This is a genomic window from Thalassospira sp. NFXS8, from assembly GCF_040148805.1.
Lineage (GTDB): Bacteria > Pseudomonadota > Alphaproteobacteria > Rhodospirillales > Thalassospiraceae > Thalassospira.
Map to the genome: position 1 here is coordinate 230,471 of NZ_JAGEMF010000005.1, position 25,483 is coordinate 255,953.

Sequence of the window (25,483 nt, forward strand, 5' to 3'; positions counted from 1 at the left end):
ATAAATAACGGCAGCCAACAAACAAGATAAAACAACAGGGAGAGAAACATGAATCGCCTGAATTTACGTAAAACCATCCTTGGCCTTTTGGCCGGTGCCACTGCTCTTGCCGGGGCAACCTGTGCCAATGCCGCCGATATTACCCTTAAAATCAGCCATTACCTGCCGCCCAGCCATGGCTTCCAGAAGGATTTTCTGGAACCCTGGGCCAAGCAGCTGGAAGAAAAAACCAATGGCAAGGTTGAGGTAAAAATCTATGACGCCACCTCGGCCTTTGGCAAAATTGACCGTCAGGCCGATCAGGTTCGGGCCGGTGTGATTGACATGGCCGTTGGCCTTAACGGGATTCCGCGTGACCGTTACCCGGCGGCTTCAATTATTGAAATGCCGTTTCTGGTCAAATATGCAGATTCAGGATCAGAAACCCTGTGGAACCTGTATAAGGAAGGCATGCTGGGCAGCGATTACAAGGATTTCAAGGTTCTGGCCCTGTTTACCCATGAAGGCGGCCTGATCCATACCCTTGATAAGCCGGTACGGTCGCTTGATGACCTGAAAGGTCTTCGTTTACGCACGCCAAGCCCCGCAGTTTCCGCCATGCTGGAATCTTATGGGGCGTCACCGGTTGGTTTGCCGCCCTCGGCAATTTATGAAAACCTGCAAAAAGGCAATATTGACGGGCTGGTGACCACCTGGGACCTGGTCAATGCGGTTAAAGCCAACGAACTTTTGAAATACCACACCGATGCCGGGGCCTATGTGGCCGGGTTCTATTTTTTGATGAACCAGAAAAAGTTTGAGTCCCTGCCTGAAGATGTTCGCAAAGCGATTGATGAAATTTCAGGCGATCCTTTGGTCGCAAAATTTGGCGACTGGTGGGACAAATGGGAAGCCGCAGGCAAAGCCGATGCCGTTAAGCATGGCAATGAAATCATCGAAATTGACGATAAAACCCGTGCAGAATGGAAAGACGCCGTTCAGCCCATGATCAAGGATTACCTTGAAGGCCTGAAAGCCAAAGGCGTGAAAGACCCCGAAGCCATTTACAAACGCGCCCAGGAACTGGTTGCACAATTTGACACCAAATATCACGCTGGCGACAAATGACCCAATCGGCCAACTTTCGTGATGAACCGCAGCTTCGTGCTGCGGTTCGCCGCCTTGACCATATCATGACCCGCATCACCGATATTTTCGCCTTTGCCGGCATGACCGCCCTGATCGGTGCAATTGCCGTTGTCGTTGCCGACATCGTTTGGCGGCGCATTGGCGGGCAGTCATTTATCGGTGCTGTCGACTTAACTCAGTTTTGCGTAATGGCGGCGGCATCCTGGGCCATTCCCCATGCCTTTAGCACAGGTGCCCATGTGACCGTCGACCTGTTTGGCAAACGCACCTTTCGCGGGTTTTTCCGCGTGGTCGATACCCTGATCCCGCTGACCGGCGCGGCATTAATGGCGTTTTTGTTTTACCTGTCATGGGGCCGGGCGATGGAACAATTGGCCTATGGCGATGTATCGCAAAACCTGGCGATCCCTATGATTTTGTTCTGGGTGTTTTTGCTAAGCGGGCTGGCCCTTTCGACACTGGTTTGTTTTGTGAAGTTTCTGAAATTTGTTTTTACGGGCGAGACGATTTAATGGCGACTGAGTGGGCAGGATTAATCGGCTTTGTAGTTGCCCTTGGCCTGGCATTGCTACGGGTACCGGTGGCCGTTGCCATGGCGCTGGTTGGCATTGGTGGCACCTTGATGCTGATGGACTGGACATCGGCCAGTTATGTGATGGCAAGCCTGCCGTTCGAGGCGATATTTCCCTACGGCCTGTCGGTGGTGCCGCTTTTCATTTTCATGGGTGTTTTTGCCTCCCATTCCGGCCTGTCGGGTAATTTGTTTCGTGGCATAACAGCCTTTGCCGGCCATCGCCGGGGCGGGTTGGCCGCATCCAGCATTGGGGCCAGTGCCATTTTTGGCGCCATTTGCGGATCATCGCTTGCGACCTGTGCAACGATGGGCCGCGTTGCCCTGCCCGAAATGCAAAGCCGGGGTTATGCCAAAAGCCTGGCCGGGGCGTCGATTGCGGCAGGCGGCACATTGGGCGTGTTAATCCCGCCATCAATCTTGCTGGTGATTTATGCATTGATGACCGAACAGTCGATTGGGGCGCTGTTTGCCGGGGCCATGATTCCCGGTGTTTTGGCAACGGTTCTCTATATCATCTCGATCCGTTTGCAAGTCATGCGCAAACCTGAATTGGCGCCAGTCAGCAATTATACCCCATGGTCGCAACGCTGGGGCGCGCTTTGGCGAATGTGGGATGCGATTGTTCTGATCCTGCTGGTGATTGGCGGCATCTATGCCGGGCTGTTTTCGCCCACCGAAGCCGCCGCCGTGGGCGCGGGCGGCGCATTACTGTTTGCCTTTATCCGCAAAAAACTGACATGGACGGTACTGCGCAGCGGTATTCGTGAAACCGCTGGCATGACCGGGATGATCTTTCTGATTCTGATCGGGGCATCTTTATTTAACTTTTTCATCGAAACCAGCGGGCTGACCCAAACACTGGTGAACTGGATTACCAGTCAAGGTTTCTCCCCGCTTGCGGTTTTGGTTTCATTGCTGGTTTTTTATGTCGTGCTGGGTTGTTTCATGGACAGCCTGTCGATGATTTTGTTAACCGTCGTGCCAGCCTATAGCGTGATTACCGGTGTTGGTTACGACCCGGTATGGTTTGGTGTGCTGCTGGTTTCAGTGGTTGAAATTGGCCTGATCACCCCGCCGATCGGCATGAACCTGTTCATCATTCAGGGCGTTGCCCCCGATATGACCATCACCACCCTTACGCGCGGTATTCTGCCATTTCTGGCGGCTGATTTTATTCGTGTGGTGCTTATGATCGCCATTCCCGGCCTGATCATGTGGTTGCCACAAATGCTGGGACTTGGCGGGTATTGATTTGTCGACGAGATGTTGTGAACCCCGGGTTTTCCCGGGTAAAATCCGGGGTTCTGTTTTTTCATCAAGAAAAAACCAGTCGAATGATTATCTAACACACTGATTCAATCGCAATAATCCATTCCAAAATCAACCGGATCGATATATAGGATTATACAATCCTATAGTACAAAATCGGACATTGGTAATGGATGAGCAGAAGATCGTTATTAACTGTCCGGTGTGCGATGAACCCACCCGAATACCCCTCAGGGATAAAGTCCTGAAAATCATTTGCCCGTTATGCAAAAGTGATTTTCACTATTCTGCCAGTGCCGGTTTTATTGATCTGGCAACAGAAAATGACGAAACACCGGACAACACAGAAACAGAAAAGCCTGCCGCACCAGAGGCCAAAGCCAATCAACCAACATACGAAAACAAGATAACCGATATCATATTACCAGGTGCGCTGTGGCTTGTTCTGCTGGCAAACGGGTGGTTGATCACGCAATTTGGTCCAGATACGTTTCTTGATACCAGTTTTCGCATCATTGCCTTTATAGCGGTCATTGTGACCGGCAATTTCCTGCTCAGCCGAAACGAAAACATCGGCTGGGCGACAATCATTGTCGGTTTGATGCTGGCCACCAAATGGCTTGGCAAGGGGAACTGGCTTTTTATCGAGCAAATATTGGCCGCCTTTGCCATCTTGCTGGCGTTTTATGGGCTTTTACGGCTTATTACCGGTCGCGATAAGGATGCCTATCGGGTCAGCAGATTTTTCAAAGCGTGTTGCATAGTTGCCGTTCCGCTTTTATCGATGGCGGTCCTTGTTTATTCTGACATCTGGGACGCCAGGATCTTTCGTAAAAACCTTATGGTCATGGTCCCGGAAAGTGTTTCCGACACAGAAAACGCATCTTGCACCCCAAAGGCCCTTCCCGCCCTGATGTATCGTTTGGGCCTGTTGCAAAAGAAAACACCGAAAGTCACTTTACCCAAATACCTTACGTTCAACCTGACAGACAAAAAAATTGCCCACGCCAGGGAAGTCGAACAAATCCTTTTTGACGATAAAAAAACAGCTGCCCAAAACCTTATTCGGTTTGCGGCGTATGCCTTTAAAGAAAAGGATTTCGAACTGGGCTTGCAATATATGGGGCGCGCCCGCAAAGAGACCAGCGATCTGCCGGGCAGCTATTATTTCTATTACGCCTATATGGTGCAAAAACTTTCCCATTCAGAACGATATTCAACATCAACCGAATTTTTTGCACAATACACCAAAGATTATGCCAATACCTATCTCGCCCTGTCGGGAGACTGCGCTGCTTTTAAGAACGAGGCCCAGATACTTGCCCGGGGGAACGAGTTGTGAAATTTGCATCAATCCGGTTTGTGTTTTTAATCATTGCCCTGATTTTACACTTCCATACCTCCGCCTTTGCCGATGACGAGGACATCACCCGTATTAACCGCGTGGAATCCGACGTCATTACCTTTAAAGATGTGCAGGTTCGTTTCCCCGCGCCAATGTTAGACGGATGGGACGCAACAGGGGAAGGAACGGCCTGGGTTGATATTCGGGCAAAACTGCTAATTTATACCCTGTGGGGGGAACCTGTTGTTTATTGCACGGCAAACTGGACTTTCAAAAAAGCCGAAACCAACAACAGTTTTGTCTCGACCATAAAAGGTGTCGGCACCTATGTGCCTGATGACATTGCCAAAGAGATCGAGCTTTACAGCGTTGACCTGAAATTTTCCCCAAGCCTTTTTGAGAATGTGTGGGTCGAATGTGACCCCGGTATTTTTGGGGCCTCGGGTGACCCGGATGTTAGCTTTAATATCCCCGGCAGTCCAAGCTGGGACGATCTATTCCAAAGCAGCGGATTTGAACTTTCAGACGCCTCAACACGCGCAAAATCCTATTATCGAGACCTGTTAAAAACCGGCAAGGTCCAAACTAACGCACTGCACGAAGTGCAAAAGTCGCACATTAATCTGTATGCGGTTGGAGAATGGCTTGCGAAGCGCGACCAGAAAATAGCACAGGACAAACTCGACCAGGCCCGCACGCGCCAAAACGACATACCCGCCGACCCGGCAAAAGAAATCAGCGAAGCAGACATCCAGAACCTGTTTGAAAGCACGTTTCGCACACAACGCCTAGAACAAATACAGGACCGTTTTCCAACCGATATACCGGTGAATGAGGCTTTGATGGCGCGGGCGGCAGATCTAAAACAACAAATTGAAAACTGCCCGGCTTTTCATAAACCCGATGGGTTTGAAGACGCCCCCGAAGCCCTTGTCGGTTATCGCGCTTGCCTGCCCTCGCCGCTCGATGAACTTGTTGATTTTTCAGTTGACGACGGAAATGACTATCGCTGTGGGTACAAGGATAAGCAGGGCAAGGTTGTGCTGGAGGCGGAATATACAAACTGTAGCGCAAGCCTGAACGGAATTGGCCTTGTTAAAAAAATTGTCGGCACGCGGGAAATAGACGTCCCAATGTTCGGACTTTGCAGCGGGCGTTGTTCTGGCAGCACCGTCTCGCACACAACATTCACAGAAAATATCAAAAAATGGACGATCATTAATTCGCGCGGCGAGACCCTGGTGCAGGAAGGCAATGCCGCAGACTTCTTTGGCTTTGAACCATCAGATTTCAGGTTCTATGACGGTTATCTGGTTCTGACCCGGAAAGAAAATGATGTGGAACAGGACTTTGTGTACGATACCCGAATGAAGCTGAAAATGTCCCTGCCCGAGAACTGGCACTATCAGGGTTATTCGGAAGGGTTATTCGTGCTTCAGTCCAACGCCGACCGAAATGATGATGACGAGTATTTGTTTGGGTATTACGGTTTTGACGGCCAGTTTGCCTTTGCCCCCATAGAGGCGAAAGACGCCGATCCGTTTGAAAAGGGACTTGCCCGGGTCGAATTTTCAGATGGTGACGTACTGTATTTTGATAAAAATGGACATTATGTGAGATAAACACGAAAACAAAAAGCCAGAGGCGCACCTGTTCACGCACCTCTGGCACCAGTACGAACGGTTTTATTCTGCGGCATCCACCTTCAAAACACCCCGGCGGATCTGGTCTTCTTCAATGCTTTCAAACAGGGCGCGGAAATTGCCTTCGCCAAAGCCTTCGTCGCCTTTGCGCTGAATGAATTCGAAAAAGATCGGGCCGATGACGGTTTTCGAGAAGATTTGCAGCAGAATTTTCGTCATGCCGCCATCAATCACCCCTTCACCATCAATCAGGATGCCGTGTTTTTTCATCCGCTCAATCGGTTCATCATGGCCATTTACGCGCTCATGGGACTGCTCGTAATACACCTCGGGCGGGCCGGGCATGAATTTAAGGTCGTTGGCGGCCAGTTTGTCGGTCGCTTCGTAAATGCCATCGGTGCCAACCGCGATATGCTGAATACCCTCGCCTTTGTATTTTTTCAGATATTCCTCGATCTGGCTGTTATCATCGGTCGATTCATTAAGTGGAATACGAATTTTGCCGCACGGCGAGGTGATGGCACGGCTGACCAGCCCTGTCATTTTACCCGCAATGTCAAAAAAGTGGATCTGTTTGAAGTTGAACAGATTGCGGTAGAAATCCCACCATTTGTCCATATTGCCACGAAAGACATTGTGGGTCAGATGGTCGAGGAAGTAGAAACCAACCCCTTCGGGTTTCGGGTCCCGTTCGCCGATCCAGTCAAACTCGGCGTCGTAGGTGGAACCGGTTTCACCATATTTATCGATAAAATAAATCAGCGAACCACCAATGCCAACAATGGCCGGAACATCCAGGGTTTTATCATCGCCTTTATAGGGTTCGGCGCCATTGGCAACCGCATGATCAAAGGCATGTTTGGCATCCACCACACGCCACGCCATTGCAGGCGCGCACGGACCATGCTTTTCCACAAACTTCATGCCATGCGAGCCTGGCTCGGCATTGACGATATAGTTGATATCGCCCTGCCGCCAAACGGTGATGTTTTTGGTTTTATGTTTGGCAACCGGCACATAACCCATGCGATCAAAGAGCACGGCGAGCTTTTCTGGATCGTCATGGGAAAATTCAACAAATTCAAAACCATCGGTACCAGCGGGGTTTTCATCGCTAATGGTGGCGCGAGGGGCATCGTGCGGGAACGGACCCATAGGAAGTCTCCTGATTTTGTATTTGTCTAATTATTAACTTGCCTCAATCTTGCACTTAAACCCGTGCAATGTGCTTGCATTCTTGGGCACTTCTGGCAAAATTTTGCATGAAATACGCATTAAAACCCAAAATGGCGCACACATGACGCATCTTGATAAAATGGACCTGAAGCTTCTGGCCGAACTACAAAAAGATGGCCGCCTGACCAATAACGAGCTTTCGGATCGCATCGCGCTGTCGCCCTCGCAATGTTCTCGCCGGCGGACAAGGCTGGAGGCCGAAGGCTTTATTTCCGGCTATCACGCCGCAATTGACCGACAGAAACTGGGGCTGGGCCTGATGGTGGTGATTTCGGTGACACTGGCCACCCATAACCGCGACAATGCCAAACGATTTGGCGAATTACTGGCCGATTTACCCGAAGTGCTGGAAGCCTATGCCCTGACCGGCGAGATGGATTATCACCTGAAAGTTGTCACCCGCGATTTGAATGACCTATCGCGTTTTGTGAATGACGTGCTGCTGCCCCATGATTCGGTTCAACACGTTAAAACATCCATTGTCCTGAATGTGCTGAAGGATTTTGAAGGTTTGGCCGTGCAATGAATGTGCATAAAAACTTCAATGGGCAGCCATAGTGACCGCCCGTTGCACAATATTTCCAGGCTGGCCAAAAACACGCGATAAACAGACCGTCAATCAAAATCGGCCAGGCGCACAGGCCAAACTTCGCGGATGGAAGTTGCCATAAGGAGTGTTGAGCAGGCTGGTGATGATGGTTTTAAAACCTGCGCCGGGCCATCGGCAGTATTTTGATAAAACTGCAATTCGTTCATGCGTTCCTGATCAAAGCACAACCAAAAGCCCCGGGGTCTTTAAACTGACCCCGGGGCTTTTTCTGCTTACGCTTTCACACAATACGATCAGGCGGCCGGAGCGTCAAACACCGTTACCTTGGGCGGAACACCCTCGAATTTCTCGACCTCGGCGTTACCCGTTTGACCACAGTTTGACTGAGCCAATTTCGATGTCGAAATACCGACGGTAAGATTGTTGACATCACCGTAGCTATCAAGGCTGCCCGGTGTACGCGGGTCAACCGGGTTGTACCAGCCGCCCTCGTCAATGCGAATCACACCTGGCATAATGACATCTGTCACCACCAGACCGGCAAGGATTTGCCCCCGATCATTAAAGACCCGAACCAAATCGCCATCCTTCAGGTTACGGGCCTTGGCATCTTCCGGGTTCATCCAGCAAGGTTCACGCCCCTGCACAGCATAACTTTCGCGCAGGGAAGTTCCGCAAAGCTGGGAGTGCAAACGCAAGACCGGATGAATTGCCGCAACATGCAAAGGATACTTCTGCGATGCCTCGCCTGGCCCGCCAAGACGCTCGACCGGCTCCATCCATGTCGGATGGGGCGGACAGTCATCATACTTCATTTTGGCAATATCGTGGGAATAGACCTCGATCTTGCCGGTTGCGGTGCCAAGCGCGTTGAGTAACGGATCCTTGCGATAATCCGCATAGCGAACGTAATTCTTATTTGCGTCCGCCAGCGGGAATTCAAGCGCCTCGTTACTCTCCCAGAATACTTCAAAAACCGGCATTTCCATACCACGAGCACGGGATTCAATCTTGGCGGCCTCGTAGAAACCACGGATCCAGTCAATCGGCGTTTTGCCTTCGGTATAGGTATAGCCCTGGCCCATCTTCTGGGCGATGGCGGTAAAGATATCGTAATCCGACTTTGCCTCGAAAACCGGATCGACGACTTTTTTCATCGGCAAGATATGACTCATCGCATAATCGCCGATAACCGAAATATCATCACGTTCGTAGGATGTGGTGGCAGGCAGGACAATATCCGCGTGACGTGCTGTTGCCGTCCACTGGAAGTCGTGAACGATGAACGTCTCGAGTTGCTGCCAGGCCCTGACCATCTCGTTGCGGTCCTGCTGATGCGAGAAAGGATTCCCACCAACCCAGTAAGCCAGCTTGATAAGCGGCAAGGTGACCTGGCCACCATTGAAATCCATTGTCTTGCCCGGGTTAAGCAACGTTTCGGCGAACCGGGAAACCGGGATCGAAGCAGCGCCACCACCGGCAAGCCAGGCAGGACCGCCACTTGGTGCAACCGCGCCGGGGGTATCCGAAATTGCAGGCAAAGACGGCGACGTATGCGTTGGTGCACCGCCCGATGCATAGTGATAGCTCAGACCGTAACCACCGCCAGGAAGACCGATCTGGCCCAGCATGGAGGCCAGCGTAATCAGCATCCAGTGTACTTGCTCACCATGGTGCTGACGCTGGGTGGAATAGCCCAGGGCCAGCATGGTGCGCTGTTTTGCAAAGCGACGGGCCAGATCCTTAAGGGTTTCCGGATCGACGCCGCAAATCTCCGAAGCCCATTCGGCCGTTTTGGGCTGTCCGTCATCCTTGCCCAGAAGGTAGGGCAGGAAAAGATCAAAACCGGAAGTATATTTGTCGAGGAACTTCTGATCATGCAGCCCTTCGCTATAAAGCGTATGGGCAATGCCCAGCATCATCGCCACGTCGGTTTGCGGCCGCGGTTTGATCCATTCCGATCCCAGCTTCTGCGCGGTTTCGGTGTATATCGGATCAATACAGATCGATTTGGTCCCTGCCCTTTTAAGTTGGTCCATGCCAGCAAAGGACCCGTGATCGGCAACGGCCCAGCAAATTTCAGAATTGCGTAACGGGTTGGATCCCCAGAACACCATAAGTTCGGTATTCTCGGCAACAACCGGCCAGGTTGTGCATTGCTCGTAAACTTCGATCGAGCCAACAACGTAAGGCAGGATAACCTGGGCAGCACCGGTTGAATAGTCACCGGACGAGTTGGTAAAGCCGCCATTAAGGTTCAACAAACGGCGCAAAAGCGTTTGGCAGTTGTGCATCTTGCCCGGGCTTTTCCAGCCATAGGAGCCACCATAGACTGCGGTCGGCCCATATTTCTCTTTTACCCGGACGAGTTCGTTGGCAACAAGCTCAACAGCCTTCTCCCAGCTTACCCGAACGAAATCATCCGTACCGCGCCCGGCCGGATCGGCACCAGGACCGTTTTCCAACCATGCCCGACGCACCATCGGATATTTGATGCGTGACGGCGAATAAACCGAATCACGCACCCCCGCCAACTGGGGAGACGGGTATTTGTCGCCCTCCCACGGCGTTATGCTGGTAAACCGTCCATCCTCGACATGGCCGCGAAAGGCGCCCCAATGGCTGCCTGTCAGTGTTGCCTTTTTCGGCTCGGCGGCAAAAGCGCCCCGGCCAAGCAAAGGTGTTCCGACAGCACTAAGCGCGCCCAAAGCAGCAGCACTTTGCATAAAGCGCCGACGCGATATCGACGGAAATGTTGACGATCCATTATTGCTGGACATAGATTTTTTCTGTTCCTTGCTCATAACGTCTCATCCCCTTGCGAGAAGTACAGTCGATCATCTGCCAGCCAGACAAGGAAGGCAGAAAGAATAATGGCCACAGCGCCATAAAAACCCTGTGGATCCGTTTTGCGAATTTTGGCAACAAGACCGGGCACCCAGTTTTGCAATCGCTGAACCAGGGCAGAAACAATGTCGCCCCGGCCTTGCCGAAGTGCCTCGGCAAGCGCACTCAGTTCGATCGAAAGATGGTCGGCAGGTTCACAACAATCCGGCGCAACCCACATATCGATCTCGCGTAAAACTTCACGCATTCTGGTAACCGGTTCCTGAAACAACAGGCCGTTACCGACATGTCCGCTTTCATAAAGAACGATCATTTCAGGACCGGCGAGCCCTTCGAACATGCGCAGAAAACGACGCGATAACGCCAGCGCAGTTTCCGATGCCGGACCGGCCAAGGCAGTTTGCAACCTTGCACCGGCCTCCTCGCAGCCAAAAGCTGCGCAGAAGGCATCCAGAAGTTCCGACGCCGAACCGTTCTGAAAGGCGGCAATCGCCTCGGCATCAAGCGGCCCCATAAACAGCCCTGCCAGCCAATCGGCAAAAAAAGCAGTCGATTCACGATCAGGATGGGGCACGTGCATTAAAGTTTCGGTCTCACGGGCTACTGCGATACTCATTTCTCGCCCTCCCCGTCCGGGTTCACATCCTTCGAATGGTTCTGCAAATAGGCCAGGACAAGATGGTACTGGTCATCATTAAGAGACGTGAAACGCCGCATTGCGTTGATGGTCCCGACCCATTGATTAGCAAGATAGGCGCCTGTTTCGGGCTGGGTATGGCAGGCAGAACATGTTTTGTTGAACAATGCCGACGAGAAGTCCCACAATTTTTCGGTGTTCACGATGACGCCATCGGCCTTTGTCCACCCCGTCAACGAGGCCTGACCCCACGTCTGTCCGGTATTGGCAGAAATTTCCGTCTTGCCGGTCTCAAGGGCTGCGATTGCCGACTTATCGAGAACGGCCTCCAGGATCCGCTGCCCCTTTAGTGCATAGAGCACAGCCTTAACACCCTCGGGCTGCCAACCGGTGATTTTCACCTTGATCAGGTCGTCCTTGCGTTCAAGGATTTCCATTTCGGTGCCACCAATCAGCTTGCCTGCCGGTTCGGCATCCGCTTTGGTCACATCTGCCGGGTCAAGGAAAAGCGATTTGGTGTAAACCACATTCACGGTTTTTGCCTGCGCGATGTCTTCCGGAGAAGAAACAGGAAGGACTACCGGCTTGGCCTTCTGCTTGGGCAGCATGACCAGTTTAGATGTCCGGTTCGGTTCCGGCACGCCAGGGGCAGGATGATCAACTGCGGGCAAGGTCTTGAGATAGACCGCAATCGCGTAGCGATCAGCAGTAGAAAGCTGCGAGGTGTTTTCGATCACCTCGGCCATGTCGCCTGCTGCAATCTGGCCCACCGGGCTTACGCCACTTTTCAGGTAATTGGTGATTTCATTGGCAGTCCATGAACCGATGCCGGTTTCGGACGGCGTAATATTCGGATAATAGCCAACGCCCGAAACTTGCGGCCCGCCACTAAAGCGCATGTCCGAGGGGATATTGCCCGCAATGGTACGCGGCGAGTGACACTCGGCACAATGCCCGGCACCTTCTACCAGATAACGACCGCGCGCCAGAATATCTTCACTTTTCGACAGAATATCAACCGGCTTCATCGGGTCGTTATTGACGGGTGCGACTTCCAGCGGTTTTGGCTGGCCGTCAACAACTTGCTTGCCGTTGAGGAACGCCAGGCGCCAAACGCCAACGCCGCGACGCATATTGAAGGGAAATTTCAGGTCATGTGGCGGCACCTGGCTTTGTACGGGATCCAGGGTATTGAGATAGGCGAACAGGTCGCGCACATCATTGGCCGTCATATGCTGATAGGACGTATAAGGGAACGCCGGATAAAGGTTTTCACCATCTGGCATGATACTGTCCGGGCCAACACCCTCGCGCAATGCACGGGTAAATTCAGCCAGGGTCCAGTTCCCGATACCATCTGTCTTGTCGGGCGAGATATTTGGCATATAGAAAGTACCAAAATCAGTTGTGAGCGCGTGCCCACCCCCAAGATCAAGCGGGTCTTTCTTGCCTGGCGTCGCGTGACATGTCGAACAGTCCCCCACAAGAAACATCTCGCGGCCATTCTCCAGGTTCGCCGGGCCCGCATCCGCAACATCAGGCGTCGGGTAAAATAGTGACCAGGTCCAGGGAGACGTAAGGACGACAAATCCAGCCACGCCCAAAATAGCAAGCGCGGCAAGCCAAATGGATAATTTCCTGGCAAGTCCAGACGATTTTCGAAACATATTAATCTTCCCCATCACCCATTGTTGCAATGCAAAACATTGGAATGATAACAATGAACAACTCATTGAAATCAATTGATGTTTTAAATCCTGCGCCGCACTATAAACCTAAATATCCCTATACCAAGTAAGGTTATTTCGCCGCAAAGATGTAATTTTCTTCGCCCCCCTACCAAGGATTATGCGGATGAGATGGGGAAAGTACGCTTCCTTGACAAAAAGGCGCAAAAGGGGGCCTGACCGACCACAGGGGAGGAACCGGCAGGTTGAAATTCCATTTCTATTAAAATGGTCTCGCCAACCACCAGATCAAATCCACCCGGGTCGAACAGCCAACAAAAAGGGAAGAACGGGGAATTTATCTAACTTTCAGACATTCCGATGAAACGACTCGCTGATAAAATGGCTCAGTCAAAATCGGCCAGTTTTACGCGCCGATCTTCACGGGCGGAGGTTGCAACGGCATGAATAACCTTTTCAAATTCAAAGGCATCGTTGAAATTCGGATAGGCATCCTCGCCCTTGGCAAGGGCAGACAGGAACGTGGCACATTCGATGACCTTAAGGTCGTTAAAGCCCAACTGATGGCCCGGTGCGGGGCAGAAGTGACCATAAGGTGCATGATGGGGATTGGTCAGAATGGTTTTAAAGCCCTGCTCGGCCGGGTTGCCGGTATTTTGATAAAGCTGCAATTCATTCATGCGTTCCTGATCATAACAAATCATGCCTTCACTGCCGTGAACTTCCCATGCCAGACGGCTTTTGCGCCCCCAGGCCGACCGTGATGTTGATATACTGCCCTGCACCCCGCTTTCAAAGCGGATCAGCGCGGTTGCGGTATCTTCGTTTTCAACGCGGGCATGGCCGGAACCATCGGCCAGCGGGCGGGTTTCGTGCACGGTTTGCATATCGCCAATCAGGCTGTTGACCGGACCAAGCAAGCCATAGGTCATAGAAACCAGATGGCAGCCCATATCGCCCAAGGCCCCCAACCCGGCATCGGCAATGGTGCTGCGCCATGTCCAGGGAAGGTTGGGGTCGGCCTGATAATCTTCGTCTACCCAGCCACGAAAATGCACCACCCGGCCAATGGCCCCCGATTTTACCAGCCGACAGGCATGGGTAAAGGCCGGGTTATGGATGTAATTATAACCGACCATCGTTTTCACCCCGGCGCGGACAGCGGCATCGCGCATTGCGCGCGCCTGATCCAACGTTAAGGCCAGTGGCTTTTCGCAATAGACATGTTTGCCCGCCGCAATCGCGGCCAGCGCCATTTCATGATGCAGCATATTGGGCGTAGTAACGGAAATAACATCAATCGCCGGGTCGGTCAGCAAATCGCGCCAGTTATCGGTGGCACGCGCAAAGCCAAACTGGTCGGCCATTTTTTGCGCCTTATCAAGCGGCGTTTCGCATAAAACTTCCATCCGAATGTCGGGCACATCCCCCATAACGGCCTTTGCCGCCCCATAAGCCAGCGCATGGGCCTTGCCCATAAAACCGGTTCCAATCAGGCCCACGCCAATGCTGCTCATTTTCCTAGACTCCTCGCCCAAATAAAAATAGAATTTTTGTTCTATAATCTGGATGACCATGGAACATGTCATTCGTCAAGAAAAAACAAAAAAGGCACGACATGAGCGATCAAACCGCCCCCGTTTCGTTGGAAGAATTTAATCACCGCTTGCTCGATATCTCCGAATCGATGCCCAAACGCCTGCGTCAATGTGCCGATTACATCGCCCAAAACACCGACCGCATTGCAGTTTCTACCGTCGCCGAACTCTCTGCTGCCGCCGGTGTGCAGCCATCGGCCTTTATGCGGTTTTGCCAGTTAATGGGCTTTTCCGGCTTTAGCGACATGCAAAAAATGTTTCGCGAAACCTATGCCCTGAAATGGCCGGATTACGCCACACGGCTGGATAATTTAAAGGCATCGGGGGCCGATAGCCCATCGGCCTTGTTGGCCGAATTTGTCGAGGCCGGGCGGCTGTCGCTGGAAAATCTGGCATCCTCGATCAACCCGGAAACGCTGGAACAGGCGGTCGATTTGCTGGCCCATGCGCCCATGATCCACATCATCGGACTGCGCCGGGCCTTTCCAGTCGCGTCCTATTTGTCCTATGCGCTGGAAAAAATGGATATTCCCGCCGTTTTCCACGATGGCGTTGGCAAACTGAACCACCGCCACACCATTCGTAAAGGCGACGTTCTCATCGCCATTACCTTTGCCCCCTATTCGCAGGAAACCGTGGAACTCGCACAATATGCCCGCGGACTCGGCAATGAAGTCATTGCCATAACCGACACCGTCACCAGCCCGCTTCAGAAATTGCGTGCGCTGACCTTGCACGTCACCGAGGTCGATGTCGGGGCGTTTCGCGCCCTTTCGGCAACGCTGTCGCTGGCTATTTCCCTTGCAGTTGCGATTGGGGCGCGACGTGACCAAACAGAAAAATAGAAAATTCTGTTGCATTTCATTTTTAATGGAATAAAAATTCCATCCGAAACATGAAGAGAAAGCAAAACACTTTCCTTTTTTGCCAAGCGGTCCGCCGCAACAAGAAGCCGTAAAGCAAAATGCCGAGACAACGGCACAGAACCATCGCACCGATCCTACAACGGTGTTCCGACCAAAAGCCGATAGGGAGGCTAGGACCAAGATGAAAATGAAAAAGACACTGACCGCGATTGCCGCCGCAACCGTGGCATTTGCCGGGTTGGCCACATCTGCCACCAGTGCGCAGGCAGCCGGCGAAAATTTTGTTCTGATCAGCCATGCACCGGACTCAGATAGCTGGTGGAACGTGATCAAAAACGCCATCAAAATTGCCGGCGACCAGATGGACGTGAATGTTGAATACCGCAACCCGCCCACCGGCGACCTTGCCGACATGGCCCGCATTGTTCAACAGGCAGCGGCATCCAACCCTGATGGTATCATTGTTACCATCGCCGATTTTAATGTGCTGAAAGGCCCGGTCGAAGACGCCATTGCCAAAGGCATCCCGGTCATCACGATTAATTCCGGCACGATCGAACAATCGCACGAGCTTGGCGCGCTGATGCATGTCGGCCAGCCGGAATATGATGCCGGTTTTGGTGCAGGCAAGCGCATGGCGGCCAAAGGTGTTAAATCATTTGTTTGTGTGAACCATTACATCACCAACCCGGCATCGGTTGAACGTTGCCGTGGCTTTGCCGAAGCGATTGGCACCAAACTGGGCGACCAGATGATTGATACCGGCATGGACCCGTCGGAAGTGAAAAACAAGGTTTCGGCTTATCTTAATTCCCATCAGGACGTTGGCGCTGTTTTGGCACTTGGCCCGAATTCGGCTGAACCGACCCTTGATGCCCTGCGGGAACTGGGCATGAACGGTGCCATTCCGTTTGGCACGTTCGATCTGTCGGCCAAAATTGCCGATGGCATCAAAAAAGGCGATATCGACTTTGCAATTGACCAACAGCCCTACCTGCAAGGTTATCTGCCGGTTGTGATCCTGACCAACTATGTCCGTTATGGCGTCCTTCCGTCGGGCGACATCAATTCAGGCCCCGGTTTCATTACCAAAGACAATATTGGCCTGGTTGAAAAATATGCGGGCGAATACCGTTAAAACCTGAACCTTTTTCCTCCCGTCAGGGGGCGTGCAAACACCGCCGCCCCCTGGCAACTCTCCCTTCCCAAAATACAAGAGTAATGCCATGACGGACGAGCGATTAAAGCAAGTCTCAAGCCTTCGTCGTGCCATGATCCGGCCCGAACTGGGCGCGATTTGCGGTGCAATTCTGGTTTTTGTGTTCTTTTTGATGATTGCAGGCGATAGCGGCATGTTCGCGCCGGAAGGCATCAAAAACTGGACCGTGGTTTCGGCACAATTTGCCATCATTGCCGTTGGTGCCTGCCTGTTGATGATTGCAGGCGAGTTTGACCTTTCCGTCGGCTCCATGATCGGTTTTTCCGGTGTGGTTATCGCCATTCTTTCCGTACATATGGGCTGGCCGGTATGGGCCGCCATCATTGCTGCCTTTGTTATTGCAATGGCAATTGGCGCATTAAACGGGTTTCTGGTGATCAAAACCGGCTTGCCCAGTTTTATCGTTACCCTGGCATTTTTATATATTCTGCGCGGCCTAACCATCTGGTTATCCATCACCACCACCCGCCAAACCATTATTGGCGGTGTAAAAGAAGCCGCCGTGGGCGACCCGCTGGCCTTTTTATTTGGTGGCGTGATTTTCAAGGATTTGTTCCAGTGGTTCGGCGATATGGGCTGGGTTGGCACCTTTACCCGTGGCACACGGGCCGGACAGCCGATTGTTGAAGGCATTCCGATGCTGGTCGTCTGGGCGATTGTGCTGGTCATTTTTGGGCATTTCCTGCTGACCCGCACACGTTTTGGCAACTGGATTTTCGCCGCCGGCGGGGATGCCAAGGCAGCCCGTTATGTGGGCGTGCCGGTCGATCGGGTAAAAATCCTGATGTTCATGTTCACCGCCTTTTGCGCCACTGTTTTTGCCACCTGTCAGGTCATGGAGTTTGGCTCGGCCGCAGCGGACCGAGGCTTGCTTAAGGAATTTGAAGCCATCATTTGCGTGGTTATCGGCGGTGCCCTTTTGACCGGTGGATATGGCTCTGTCATCGGGGCGGCGTTAGGGGCCCTGATATTTGGTGTTGTGCAACAGGGGCTGTTTTTTGCCGGGGCCGAAAGTTCGTTGTTCCGGGTATTCCTGGGCACGATCCTGATTTTGGCTGTGATTATGAACACCTATATCCGCCGCATGATTACAGGAGAACGGTGATGGCAACACCCTTGATGGAAATGGACAACATCAAAAAGAATTTTGGCCCCGTGATTGCACTGGGTGGCGTGTCCTTCGATATTTATGCCGGTGAATGCCACTGCCTTCTCGGCGATAATGGTGCCGGGAAATCGACCTTTATTAAAACCATGTCGGGCGTGCATAAACCAACCGGCGGCGTGATGCGCGTCAATGGCAAGGAAGTCAGCTTTGCCACCCCGCGCGATGCCATGACCGCCGGGATTGCGACGGTGTATCAGGATCTGGCGATGATTCCGCTGATGTCGGTTACCCGCAATTTCTGGATGGGACGCGAACCGCGCAAGGGGTTTGGTCCGTTTAAATGGATCGATTTTAAAACAGCAAACCGCATCACATTTGAAGAAATGGCCCGCATGGGCATTAATCTGCGCGAAGCAGATCAGGCCGTTGGCACCCTTTCGGGGGGCGAACGCCAAAGTGTTGCTATTGCCCGTGCTGTTCATTTTGGGGCCAAAGTGTTGATTTTGGACGAACCAACATCGGCCCTGGGCGTGCGGCAAACATCAAACGTTCTGGCCACCATTGACCGGGTACGCAAGGCCGGGATCGGCGTTGTGTTTATTACCCACAATGTGCGTCATGCCATGGCCGTTGGCGACCGGTTTACCGTGCTTAATCGCGGGCAAACCCACGGCACCGCCATGCGCGGCGACATCAAACCCGAAGAATTGCAGGATTTGATGGCAGGCGGGCAGGAACTGGCCGAACTTGAAGGATCGCTGGGAGGAACCATTTGATGACCCTGGATGTCATTACCATCGGCCGATCATCGGTCGACCTGTACGGAGCGCAAATTGGCGGCCGCCTGGAGGACATGGCATCCTTCAACAAATATATTGGTGGATCGCCCACCAATATGGCGTGTGGCACCGCCCGGCTCGGCCTTAAATCGGGCCTGATTACCCGGGTTGGCGACGAACATATGGGCCGGTTCATTCGCGAACAGCTGATTGCCGAAGGGGTTGATGTGCAAGGGGTTATTACCGACCCCGAACGCCTGACGGCCCTTGTCTTATTGGGCATTCGCGACCAGGAACAGTTCCCGCTGATATTTTACCGCGAAAACTGTGCCGATATGGCGCTGTGTGAAGATGATATCGACCCCGATTTCATCGCCCAAAGCCGCTGTGTCACCGTAACAGGCACCCATCTTTCGCATCCGCGCACCCGTGCGGCCGTGTTAAAGGCGCTGGAGCTGGCACGTGCCAACGGGGCCAAAACAGCCCTGGATATTGATTACCGGCCCAATTTATGGGGGCTTTCGGGGCATGGGGATGGTGAAAACCGTTTCATTGCCTCGGAAAAGGTCACGGCGGAATTGCAGGCCACCCTGCATCTGTTTGACCTGATTGTCGGGACCGAGGAAGAATTCCATATTGCCGGGGGCACGACCGATACCTTGGCCGCCCTGCGCAATGTCCGCGCCCTTTCATCGGCCACACTGGTATGCAAACGCGGCCCCATGGGGGCTTCGGCCTTTAGTGGCGACATTGGCAACAGCCTGGATGATGGTATTTCCGGCCCCGGCTTCCCGGTTGATGTTTTTAACGTATTGGGGGCGGGCGACGGCTTTATGTCGGGCCTGTTAAAAGGCTGGCTGACGGACGAGGATTGGGAAACCAGCCTTAAATATGCCAATGCCTGCGGAGCCTTTGCCGTGTCGCGCCATGGCTGCACCCCGGCCTATCCCAGTTGGGAAGAATTGCAGTTTTTCTTTAAACGCGGCATGAAAACCCCGGCGCTCCGCCATGATGCGGAACTTGAACAGGTTCATTGGGCCACCAACCGCACGGGTGACTGGCCCGAAATGCGGGTATTTGCCTTTGACCACCGCATGCAACTGGAAGATATGGCCGATGAACTGGGCGTATCACGCGATAAAATTGGTCCGTTTAAGAAACTGTGCCTGAACGCGGTTGAAACCGTGGCCGACGGCAAACCCGGTTATGGCCTGTTATGCGATGGTCGTTTGGGCCGCGATGCGCTTTATGCCGCAGCGGGCAAAGGGCTTTGGATTGGTCGCCCGGTTGAACTGCCGGGATCACGCCCGTTGCAGCTTGAAATCGGCCCGGATCTGGGCAGCAAGCTGGCCGAATGGCCGGTGGAAAATGTCATCAAGGTGTTGTGTTTTTATCATCCCGATGATGATGACGCGATGAAGGCCCAGCAGGAAGAAACCATTCTACGCCTTTTTGATGCCGGACGGGCCAATCGCCTGGAATTTTTGCTGGAGATCATTCCATCAAAGGTTGCGCCATGCGATGATCAGACCACGGCAAAGATCATTCAGCGGTTCTATGACATTGGCGTTTACCCCGACTGGTGGAAACTGGAACCGATGAAAAGCGATGCCGCATGGCGCCATGCCTGCGACACGATTGCACAGAATGATCCCTATTGCCGGGGTGTGGTGGTTCTGGGCCTGGAAGCCCCCAGCGAGGAACTCGCCGCCAGCTTTGAAGCGGCAGCCCGCCACGAACTGGTGCGCGGTTTTGCCGTGGGACGGACGATTTTTGCCGGAACAGCCCGTGAATGGCTGACCGGGACGATTGATGATCAAACGGCCATTGCACAAATGGCCGACAAATACCGTGCCCTGTGCCAGTCATGGGACCAGGCACGAAAAAATAGCGGAGGAACGGCGTGAACACCATTCGTTTGACTGCCGCCCAGGCAATGGTGCGGTATTTAAGTGTGCAATATAACGCCGATAACGTGCCGTTTTTCGGCGGTTGCTGGGCCATTTTTGGCCATGGCAATGTTGCCGGCATTGGCGAAGCCCTGCATGGTATTGGCGATGCCCTGCCAACATGGCGCGCCCATAATGAACAGGGCATGGCGCATGCCGCGATTGCCTATGCCAAGGCATCAAACCGCAAACGCGCCATGGCTGTAACCACATCCATCGGCCCGGGTGCGACCAATATGATAACGGCAGCGGCCCTGGCCCATGTCAACCGCCTGCCGGTTTTGCTGATCCCGGGTGATGTATTTGCCAACCGTGCGCCGGACCCGGTTTTGCAGCAGATCGAGGATTTCAACGACGCCACGATTAGCGCCAATGACTGCTTTAAACCCGTCAGCCGTTATTTTGACCGCATTTCACGGCCCGAACATTTATTAACCGCCCTGCCGCGCGCCATGGCCACCCTGACCGACCCCGCCGATTGCGGCCCAGTCACACTGGCCTTTTGCCAGGATGTGCAGGCCGAGGCCTATGACTGGCCGGAAAGCTTTTTTACCCCCAAAACCTGGAAACCGCGCCGCCCGCGGCCGGACCAGGACGAACTTGATGCTGCCGTTACCGCCCTTAAACAGGCGAAAAGCCCGGTGATTATTGCCGGTGGCGGCGTGCATTATGCCGATGCCTGCACAACCCTGCGCGACTTTGCCCATAAACACGGCATTGGCGTTGGTGAAACCCAGGCTGGCAAATCGGCGCTGCCGTGGGATGACGCGCTCAATTTGGGCTCCATTGGTGTTACCGGGGCCAGCAGTGCCAATGCGGTTGCCGAAAATGCCGATTTGATCATCGCAGTTGGCACGCGCTTGCAGGATTTCACCACCGGTAGCTGGGCGCTGTTTAAACACCCGGATCGGCGTATTTTGGGCATTAACGTTGCCGCCTTCGATGGCACCAAACACAATGCCCTGCCGCTGATTGGCGATGCCAAGGCCACCTTGGAAGAACTTTCCCGCGCCTTGGGTGACCATTGCTTTGACCGGCCCGATGCCGCCCTTAAACAGGACTGGATTTCCGCTGTTGATGCGGCAACCGCCACCCCCACCGGCAATCACCTGCCCACCGATGCGCAGGTGATTGGTGCCGTTCAGCGCAGCCTGGACGAAGACGGCATTCTGGTTTGTGCCGCCGGCGGCCTGCCCGGCGAGCTGCACAAACTTTGGAAAACGGCAAAACCCAATGGCTACCATGTTGAATATGGTTACAGCTGCATGGGCTATGAAATTGCTGGCGGCGTGGGTGTTAAAATGGCCCGCCCCGATCAGGAGGTTGTCGTGATGGTTGGCGATGGCTCCTATATGATGATGAATTCCGAACTCGCGACCAGTGTGATGCTGGGCCACAAGATCATCACGGTTATTCTCGATAATCGTGGCTTTGGCTGCATCAACCGCCTGCAAATGGCCACTGGCGGGGAAAGCTTTAACAACCTGCTTGATACCGCCCGCCATGTTGAACCTTCATCGATTGATTTTACCGCCCATGCGGCATCGATGGGCGCAATTGCCGAAAAGGTTTCCTCCATTACCGAATTGGAAGAAGCCATGGTCCGCGCCCGTGCGGCCGATAAATCCTATGCCATTGTCATTGATACCGATCCCCTGCCTTCGACCGAGGCCGGTGGTCATTGGTGGGACGTTGCCATACCCGAGGTCTCGGTGCGCCCCAGTGTGAATGAAGCCCACGAAAATTACCAAAACGCGCTGAAAAACCAGCGCCCCGGAGATTAAGTCCCCATGATTCTTTATGGCACCAACCCGATTGCCTGGTCCAACGATGACGACCAAACGCTTGGCGCGGATATTTCGCTTGAAACCTGCCTGAGCCAGGCAGGCGAGATCGGCTTTGACGGCATTGAAAAAGGCCACAAAATGCCGACCGAACCGGCTGCTCTAAAAGCAGCCCTTGAGCCAAACGGCCTTAAATTCGTGTCCGGCTGGCATTCGCTCAATCTTTTGACCCATTCGGTCGAAGACGAAAAAAAGGCCATTCAGCCGCATCTGGACCTGCTCAAGGCGATGGGCTGCAAGGTGTGCATTGTGTGCGAAACATCCAATGCCATTCATGGCAATGATGCTGCTTCCCTGGCCGACAGCCCGGTTTTGCCGGCCGACCAATGGGCAAAATTTGGGGCCGATGTGGAAGCCATTGCCCAACATTGCGCCGATCAGGGCATTACGCTGGTCTATCATCATCATATGGGCACCATCGTTGAAAGTGGCGATGAGATTGACGCCTTTATGGCCCATACCGGCCCGGCAACGCATTTGTTGCTTGATACCGGGCATGCCCTGTTTGGCGGTGCCAACCCTGAAGAAGTCGCGCGCAAATATATGGATCGCGTTGGGCATATTCATTGCAAAAATGTGCGCCCGGTCATTCGCCAGCAGGTCGAAGGTGAAAAACTCAGCTTCCTGGAAGGCGTACGACGCGGCGTGTTTACTGTACCCGGTGATGGCGACGGCGAAGTTGCCTTTGAACCGGTATTAAAAATTGCTGCCGAACATGGCTATAGCGGCTGGCTGGTGATTGAAGCCGAACAGGATCCTGCCGTTCGCAACCCGCTTGAATATCAAACCCTTGGCCTGAAATCGCTGCGCGCGATGGCCAAAGAAACCGGACTGGATAAAGGAGACGCCTGATGGCCGACCTTCTACGCAAACCCAACGGCACACATGGCAAAGTCCATGACATTACCGCCCAATCGGCGAATTGGGGTTATGTCGGATTTGGGCTTTATCACCTGGAGCCGGGCGAAACCGCCAGTGAACCTACCAATGATCGCGAAGTTATTTTGGTACTGGTGGAGGGCAAAGCCGACATTTCGGTCGATGACCAGAATTTTGGCGAACTTGGCGACCGCATGAGTGTGTTTGAACGCAAATCCCCCCATTGCGTTTATGCCCCGAATGACAGCACCTGGAGCGCACAGGCCACCACCAAATGCACCCTTGCGGTTTGCACGGCACCGGGCAAAGGCAATTATCCCGCCCGTGTTATTCGCGACATAGAAATGGTAGAGCGCGGCAAAGGTGGCAACACCCGATATATCCATCCGATTGCGATGGAGGAATCCGATGTGGCCGACAGCCTGCTGGTGACCGAGGTTTTCACACCGCAAGGCAACTGGTCGTCCTATCCGCCGCACCGCCACGATGAAGATAATTACCCCGAGATGACTTATCTTGAGGAAACCTATTATCACCGTTTGAACCCGGAACAGGGTTTTGGCTTTCAACGTGTTTTCACCGAAGACGGCGAACTGGATGAGACCATGGCCGTGCAAAGCGGGGACGTGGTGCTGGTGCCCAAGGGCCATCACCCCTGCGGATCCCCTTATGGCTATGAAATGTATTACCTTAATGTCATGGCCGGGCCGATGCGCAAATGGCGGTTCCAGAACCACCCCGATCACGACTGGATTTATCAGCGCGACAGCAAATAAGCTGGCGCGAATGAATGAACGCCCCGAACCAAAGGATTTTACCCATGACCGAGATTGCCCATTACATTAATGGCGCACATGTTGCTGGCACGTCGGGCCGGTCGCAGGAAGTCTTTAACCCCGCGACCGGGGATGTTGAAAAAACCGTTGCCCTGGCATCAACTGCCGAAATTGATCAGGCCGTTGCCGCTGCCAAAGCCGCATGGCGTGATTGGTCCAAAACGCCGCCGCTGCGCCGCGCCCGTATTTTGGACCGGTTCAAAACCATTTTGTGGGAACGCGCCGATAAGATGGCAGAAGCCATTAGTGCCGAGCATGGCAAAACCCACGACGATGCCCTGGGTGAAGTGACCCGTGGATTGGAAGTGGTGGAATTTGCCACCGGTGCCCCGCACCTGCTCAAAGGCGAATTTACCGAAAATGTTGGCACCGGCGTAGACAGCCATTCAGTGCGCCAGCCTTTGGGTGTAGTCGCCGGCATTACGCCATTCAACTTCCCGGCAATGGTGCCGATGTGGATGTTCCCTGTCGCACTTGCATGCGGCAATACTTTCATCCTTAAACCGTCCGAACGCGATCCCTCTGCGTCCCTTCTGATGGCGGACTGGCTAACCGAAGCTGGGTTACCGGACGGTGTTTTCAACGTGGTGCAGGGTGACAAGGAAGCGGTTGATGCCCTTTTGAACAACCCGGATGTCAAGGCTATCAGCTTTGTCGGTTCCACGCCGATTGCCAAATATATTTACACAACCGGCACAGCGAATGGCAAACGTGTGCAGGCATTGGGCGGGGCAAAAAACCATATGGTGATTATGCCCGATGCCGACCTGGATATGGCGGTGAATGCCCTGATGGGCGCGGCCTATGGCTCGGCCGGGGAACGGTGCATGGCGATTTCGGTGGCGGTGCCCGTGACCGATGCCGTTGCCGATGCGCTGGTCGAAAAACTGGTGCCGAAAATCAACGCCCTTAAAATTGGCCCGGCGGCAGATAAATCATCCGATATGGGGCCGCTGGTCACCAAACAGCACCTTGAAAAAGTACGCGGATATATTGATTCGGCTGAAACCGAAGGGGCCAAAATTGTTGTCGATGGTCGCACCTTCCGCCAGGACAAGCAAGGTTATGAAAACGGCTATTATATTGGTGGCACCTTGTTTGATCACGTCACCCCGGAAATGAAAATCTACCGCGAGGAAATTTTTGGCCCGGCATTGTCCATCGTCCGTCGCCCCGATTACCAGGCGGCGGTTGATTTGATCCATAGCCACGAATACGCCAATGGCACAGCAGTTTTCACCCGCGACGGTGACGTTGCCCGTGCCTTTAGCCAGGATATCGAGGTTGGCATGGTCGGCATTAACGTGCCAATTCCGGTGCCAATGGCGTTCCATTCCTTTGGTGGGTGGAAATCATCGATCTTTGGCGATCACCACATGCATGGCATGGAAGGCGTTCGTTTCTTTACCCGCCTTAAAACCACCACCACCCGGTGGCCAACCGGCCAGCGGACCGACCCTGAATTCACCATGCCGACCCTTGGTTAAG

The 25,483-nt window shown here is 53.4% G+C and carries 20 protein-coding genes; 15 read left to right on the plus strand and 5 right to left on the minus strand.

Features of this window, described 5'->3' with window-relative positions; genetic code table 11:
* Window positions 1-48 precede the first annotated feature (48 nt).
* The 5 genes from J4E05_RS21505 to J4E05_RS21525 all read left to right on the plus strand — a co-directional run bounded on the left by J4E05_RS21505 (window position 49) and on the right by J4E05_RS21525 (window position 5,938).
* Complete coding sequence (locus tag J4E05_RS21505; protein WP_085594048.1) at window positions 49-1,107, plus strand: TRAP transporter substrate-binding protein; 1,059 nt, start codon at window positions 49-51, stop codon at window positions 1,105-1,107.
* Complete coding sequence (locus J4E05_RS21510; protein WP_085594046.1) at window positions 1,104-1,640, plus strand: TRAP transporter small permease; 537 nt, start codon at window positions 1,104-1,106, stop codon at window positions 1,638-1,640. The genes J4E05_RS21505 and J4E05_RS21510 overlap by 4 nt, the downstream gene beginning before the upstream one ends.
* Window positions 1,640-2,953: a TRAP transporter large permease gene (locus J4E05_RS21515; protein WP_349600011.1), complete on the plus strand. Its 1,314-nt coding sequence runs from the start codon at window positions 1,640-1,642 to the stop codon at window positions 2,951-2,953. Before J4E05_RS21510 ends, J4E05_RS21515 begins: the two co-directional genes overlap by 1 nt.
* Window positions 2,954-3,140: 187 nt before the next feature.
* The gene (locus J4E05_RS21520) at window positions 3,141-4,313 is read left to right on the plus strand and encodes a hypothetical protein (RefSeq protein WP_349600013.1); all 1,173 of its coding nucleotides are present in this window, start codon (window positions 3,141-3,143) and stop codon (window positions 4,311-4,313) included.
* Window positions 4,310-5,938 carry a WG repeat-containing protein gene (locus J4E05_RS21525; protein ID WP_349600016.1) on the plus strand — a complete coding sequence of 543 codons (1,629 nt, stop codon included), beginning with the start codon at window positions 4,310-4,312 and terminating at the stop codon, window positions 5,936-5,938. The genes J4E05_RS21520 and J4E05_RS21525 overlap by 4 nt, the downstream gene beginning before the upstream one ends.
* A 63-nt stretch (window positions 5,939-6,001) precedes the next feature.
* Here J4E05_RS21525 and hppD read toward each other — a convergent pair whose 3' ends face one another.
* Complete coding sequence (hppD, locus tag J4E05_RS21530) at window positions 6,002-7,114, minus strand: 4-hydroxyphenylpyruvate dioxygenase (RefSeq protein ID WP_349600019.1); 1,113 nt, start codon at window positions 7,112-7,114, stop codon at window positions 6,002-6,004.
* Window positions 7,115-7,256: 142 nt separating this feature from the next.
* Here hppD and J4E05_RS21535 point away from each other — a divergent pair, with 142 nt between their 5' ends.
* Window positions 7,257-7,721: an Lrp/AsnC family transcriptional regulator gene (locus J4E05_RS21535; RefSeq protein WP_085594037.1), complete on the plus strand. Its 465-nt coding sequence runs from the start codon at window positions 7,257-7,259 to the stop codon at window positions 7,719-7,721.
* Between the two features lie 317 nt (window positions 7,722-8,038).
* Here J4E05_RS21535 and torA read toward each other — a convergent pair whose 3' ends face one another.
* From torA to J4E05_RS21555, 4 genes are all read right to left on the minus strand, one after another.
* On the minus strand, window positions 8,039-10,525 hold the full coding sequence (gene torA / locus J4E05_RS21540) for a trimethylamine-N-oxide reductase TorA (protein WP_349600022.1): 2,487 nt from the start codon (window positions 10,523-10,525) through the stop codon (window positions 8,039-8,041).
* 20 nt (window positions 10,526-10,545) lie between these two features.
* A complete protein-coding gene (locus J4E05_RS21545) occupies window positions 10,546-11,208 on the minus strand; it encodes a TorD/DmsD family molecular chaperone (RefSeq protein ID WP_349600024.1) in 663 nt (220 codons plus the stop codon).
* Window positions 11,205-12,896: a c-type cytochrome gene (locus J4E05_RS21550; RefSeq protein ID WP_349600026.1), complete on the minus strand. Its 1,692-nt coding sequence runs from the start codon at window positions 12,894-12,896 to the stop codon at window positions 11,205-11,207. The genes J4E05_RS21545 and J4E05_RS21550 overlap by 4 nt, the downstream gene beginning before the upstream one ends.
* Before the next feature lie 407 nt (window positions 12,897-13,303).
* Window positions 13,304-14,434, minus strand: coding sequence for a Gfo/Idh/MocA family protein (locus J4E05_RS21555; RefSeq protein WP_085594031.1), 1,131 nt, complete (start codon window positions 14,432-14,434; stop codon window positions 13,304-13,306).
* Between the two features lie 101 nt (window positions 14,435-14,535).
* On the opposite strand from J4E05_RS21555, the gene J4E05_RS21560 reads away from it, so the two are divergent.
* The 9 genes from J4E05_RS21560 to J4E05_RS21600 all read left to right on the plus strand — a co-directional run bounded on the left by J4E05_RS21560 (window position 14,536) and on the right by J4E05_RS21600 (window position 25,482).
* Window positions 14,536-15,360: a MurR/RpiR family transcriptional regulator gene (locus tag J4E05_RS21560; RefSeq protein ID WP_349600029.1), complete on the plus strand. Its 825-nt coding sequence runs from the start codon at window positions 14,536-14,538 to the stop codon at window positions 15,358-15,360.
* A 208-nt stretch (window positions 15,361-15,568) separates the two neighbouring features.
* Window positions 15,569-16,519: a sugar ABC transporter substrate-binding protein gene (locus J4E05_RS21565; RefSeq protein ID WP_085594076.1), complete on the plus strand. Its 951-nt coding sequence runs from the start codon at window positions 15,569-15,571 to the stop codon at window positions 16,517-16,519.
* A gap of 88 nt (window positions 16,520-16,607) precedes the next feature.
* A complete protein-coding gene (locus J4E05_RS21570; RefSeq protein ID WP_085594027.1) occupies window positions 16,608-17,705 on the plus strand; it encodes an ABC transporter permease in 1,098 nt (365 codons plus the stop codon).
* Window positions 17,705-18,484, plus strand: coding sequence for an ATP-binding cassette domain-containing protein (locus tag J4E05_RS21575; RefSeq protein ID WP_085594025.1), 780 nt, complete (start codon window positions 17,705-17,707; stop codon window positions 18,482-18,484). Before J4E05_RS21570 ends, J4E05_RS21575 begins: the two co-directional genes overlap by 1 nt.
* Window positions 18,484-20,394 carry a bifunctional 5-dehydro-2-deoxygluconokinase/5-dehydro-2-deoxyphosphogluconate aldolase gene (locus tag J4E05_RS21580; RefSeq protein ID WP_349600034.1) on the plus strand — a complete coding sequence of 637 codons (1,911 nt, stop codon included), beginning with the start codon at window positions 18,484-18,486 and terminating at the stop codon, window positions 20,392-20,394. The genes J4E05_RS21575 and J4E05_RS21580 overlap by 1 nt, the downstream gene beginning before the upstream one ends.
* Window positions 20,391-22,220 (plus strand): 3D-(3,5/4)-trihydroxycyclohexane-1,2-dione acylhydrolase (decyclizing), encoded by a 1,830-nt coding sequence (gene iolD, locus J4E05_RS21585; protein WP_349600037.1) that lies wholly within the window; start codon window positions 20,391-20,393, stop codon window positions 22,218-22,220. Before J4E05_RS21580 ends, iolD begins: the two co-directional genes overlap by 4 nt.
* A 6-nt stretch (window positions 22,221-22,226) precedes the next feature.
* Window positions 22,227-23,132, plus strand: a complete 906-nt coding sequence (gene iolE, locus J4E05_RS21590) for a myo-inosose-2 dehydratase (RefSeq protein WP_349600040.1) — start codon at window positions 22,227-22,229, stop codon at window positions 23,130-23,132.
* Window positions 23,132-23,935 carry a 5-deoxy-glucuronate isomerase gene (gene iolB, locus J4E05_RS21595; protein WP_349600043.1) on the plus strand — a complete coding sequence of 268 codons (804 nt, stop codon included), beginning with the start codon at window positions 23,132-23,134 and terminating at the stop codon, window positions 23,933-23,935. Before iolE ends, iolB begins: the two co-directional genes overlap by 1 nt.
* Window positions 23,936-23,979: 44 nt before the next feature.
* Complete coding sequence (locus J4E05_RS21600) at window positions 23,980-25,482, plus strand: CoA-acylating methylmalonate-semialdehyde dehydrogenase (protein WP_349600046.1); 1,503 nt, start codon at window positions 23,980-23,982, stop codon at window positions 25,480-25,482.
* Window position 25,483: the final 1 nt, after the last annotated feature.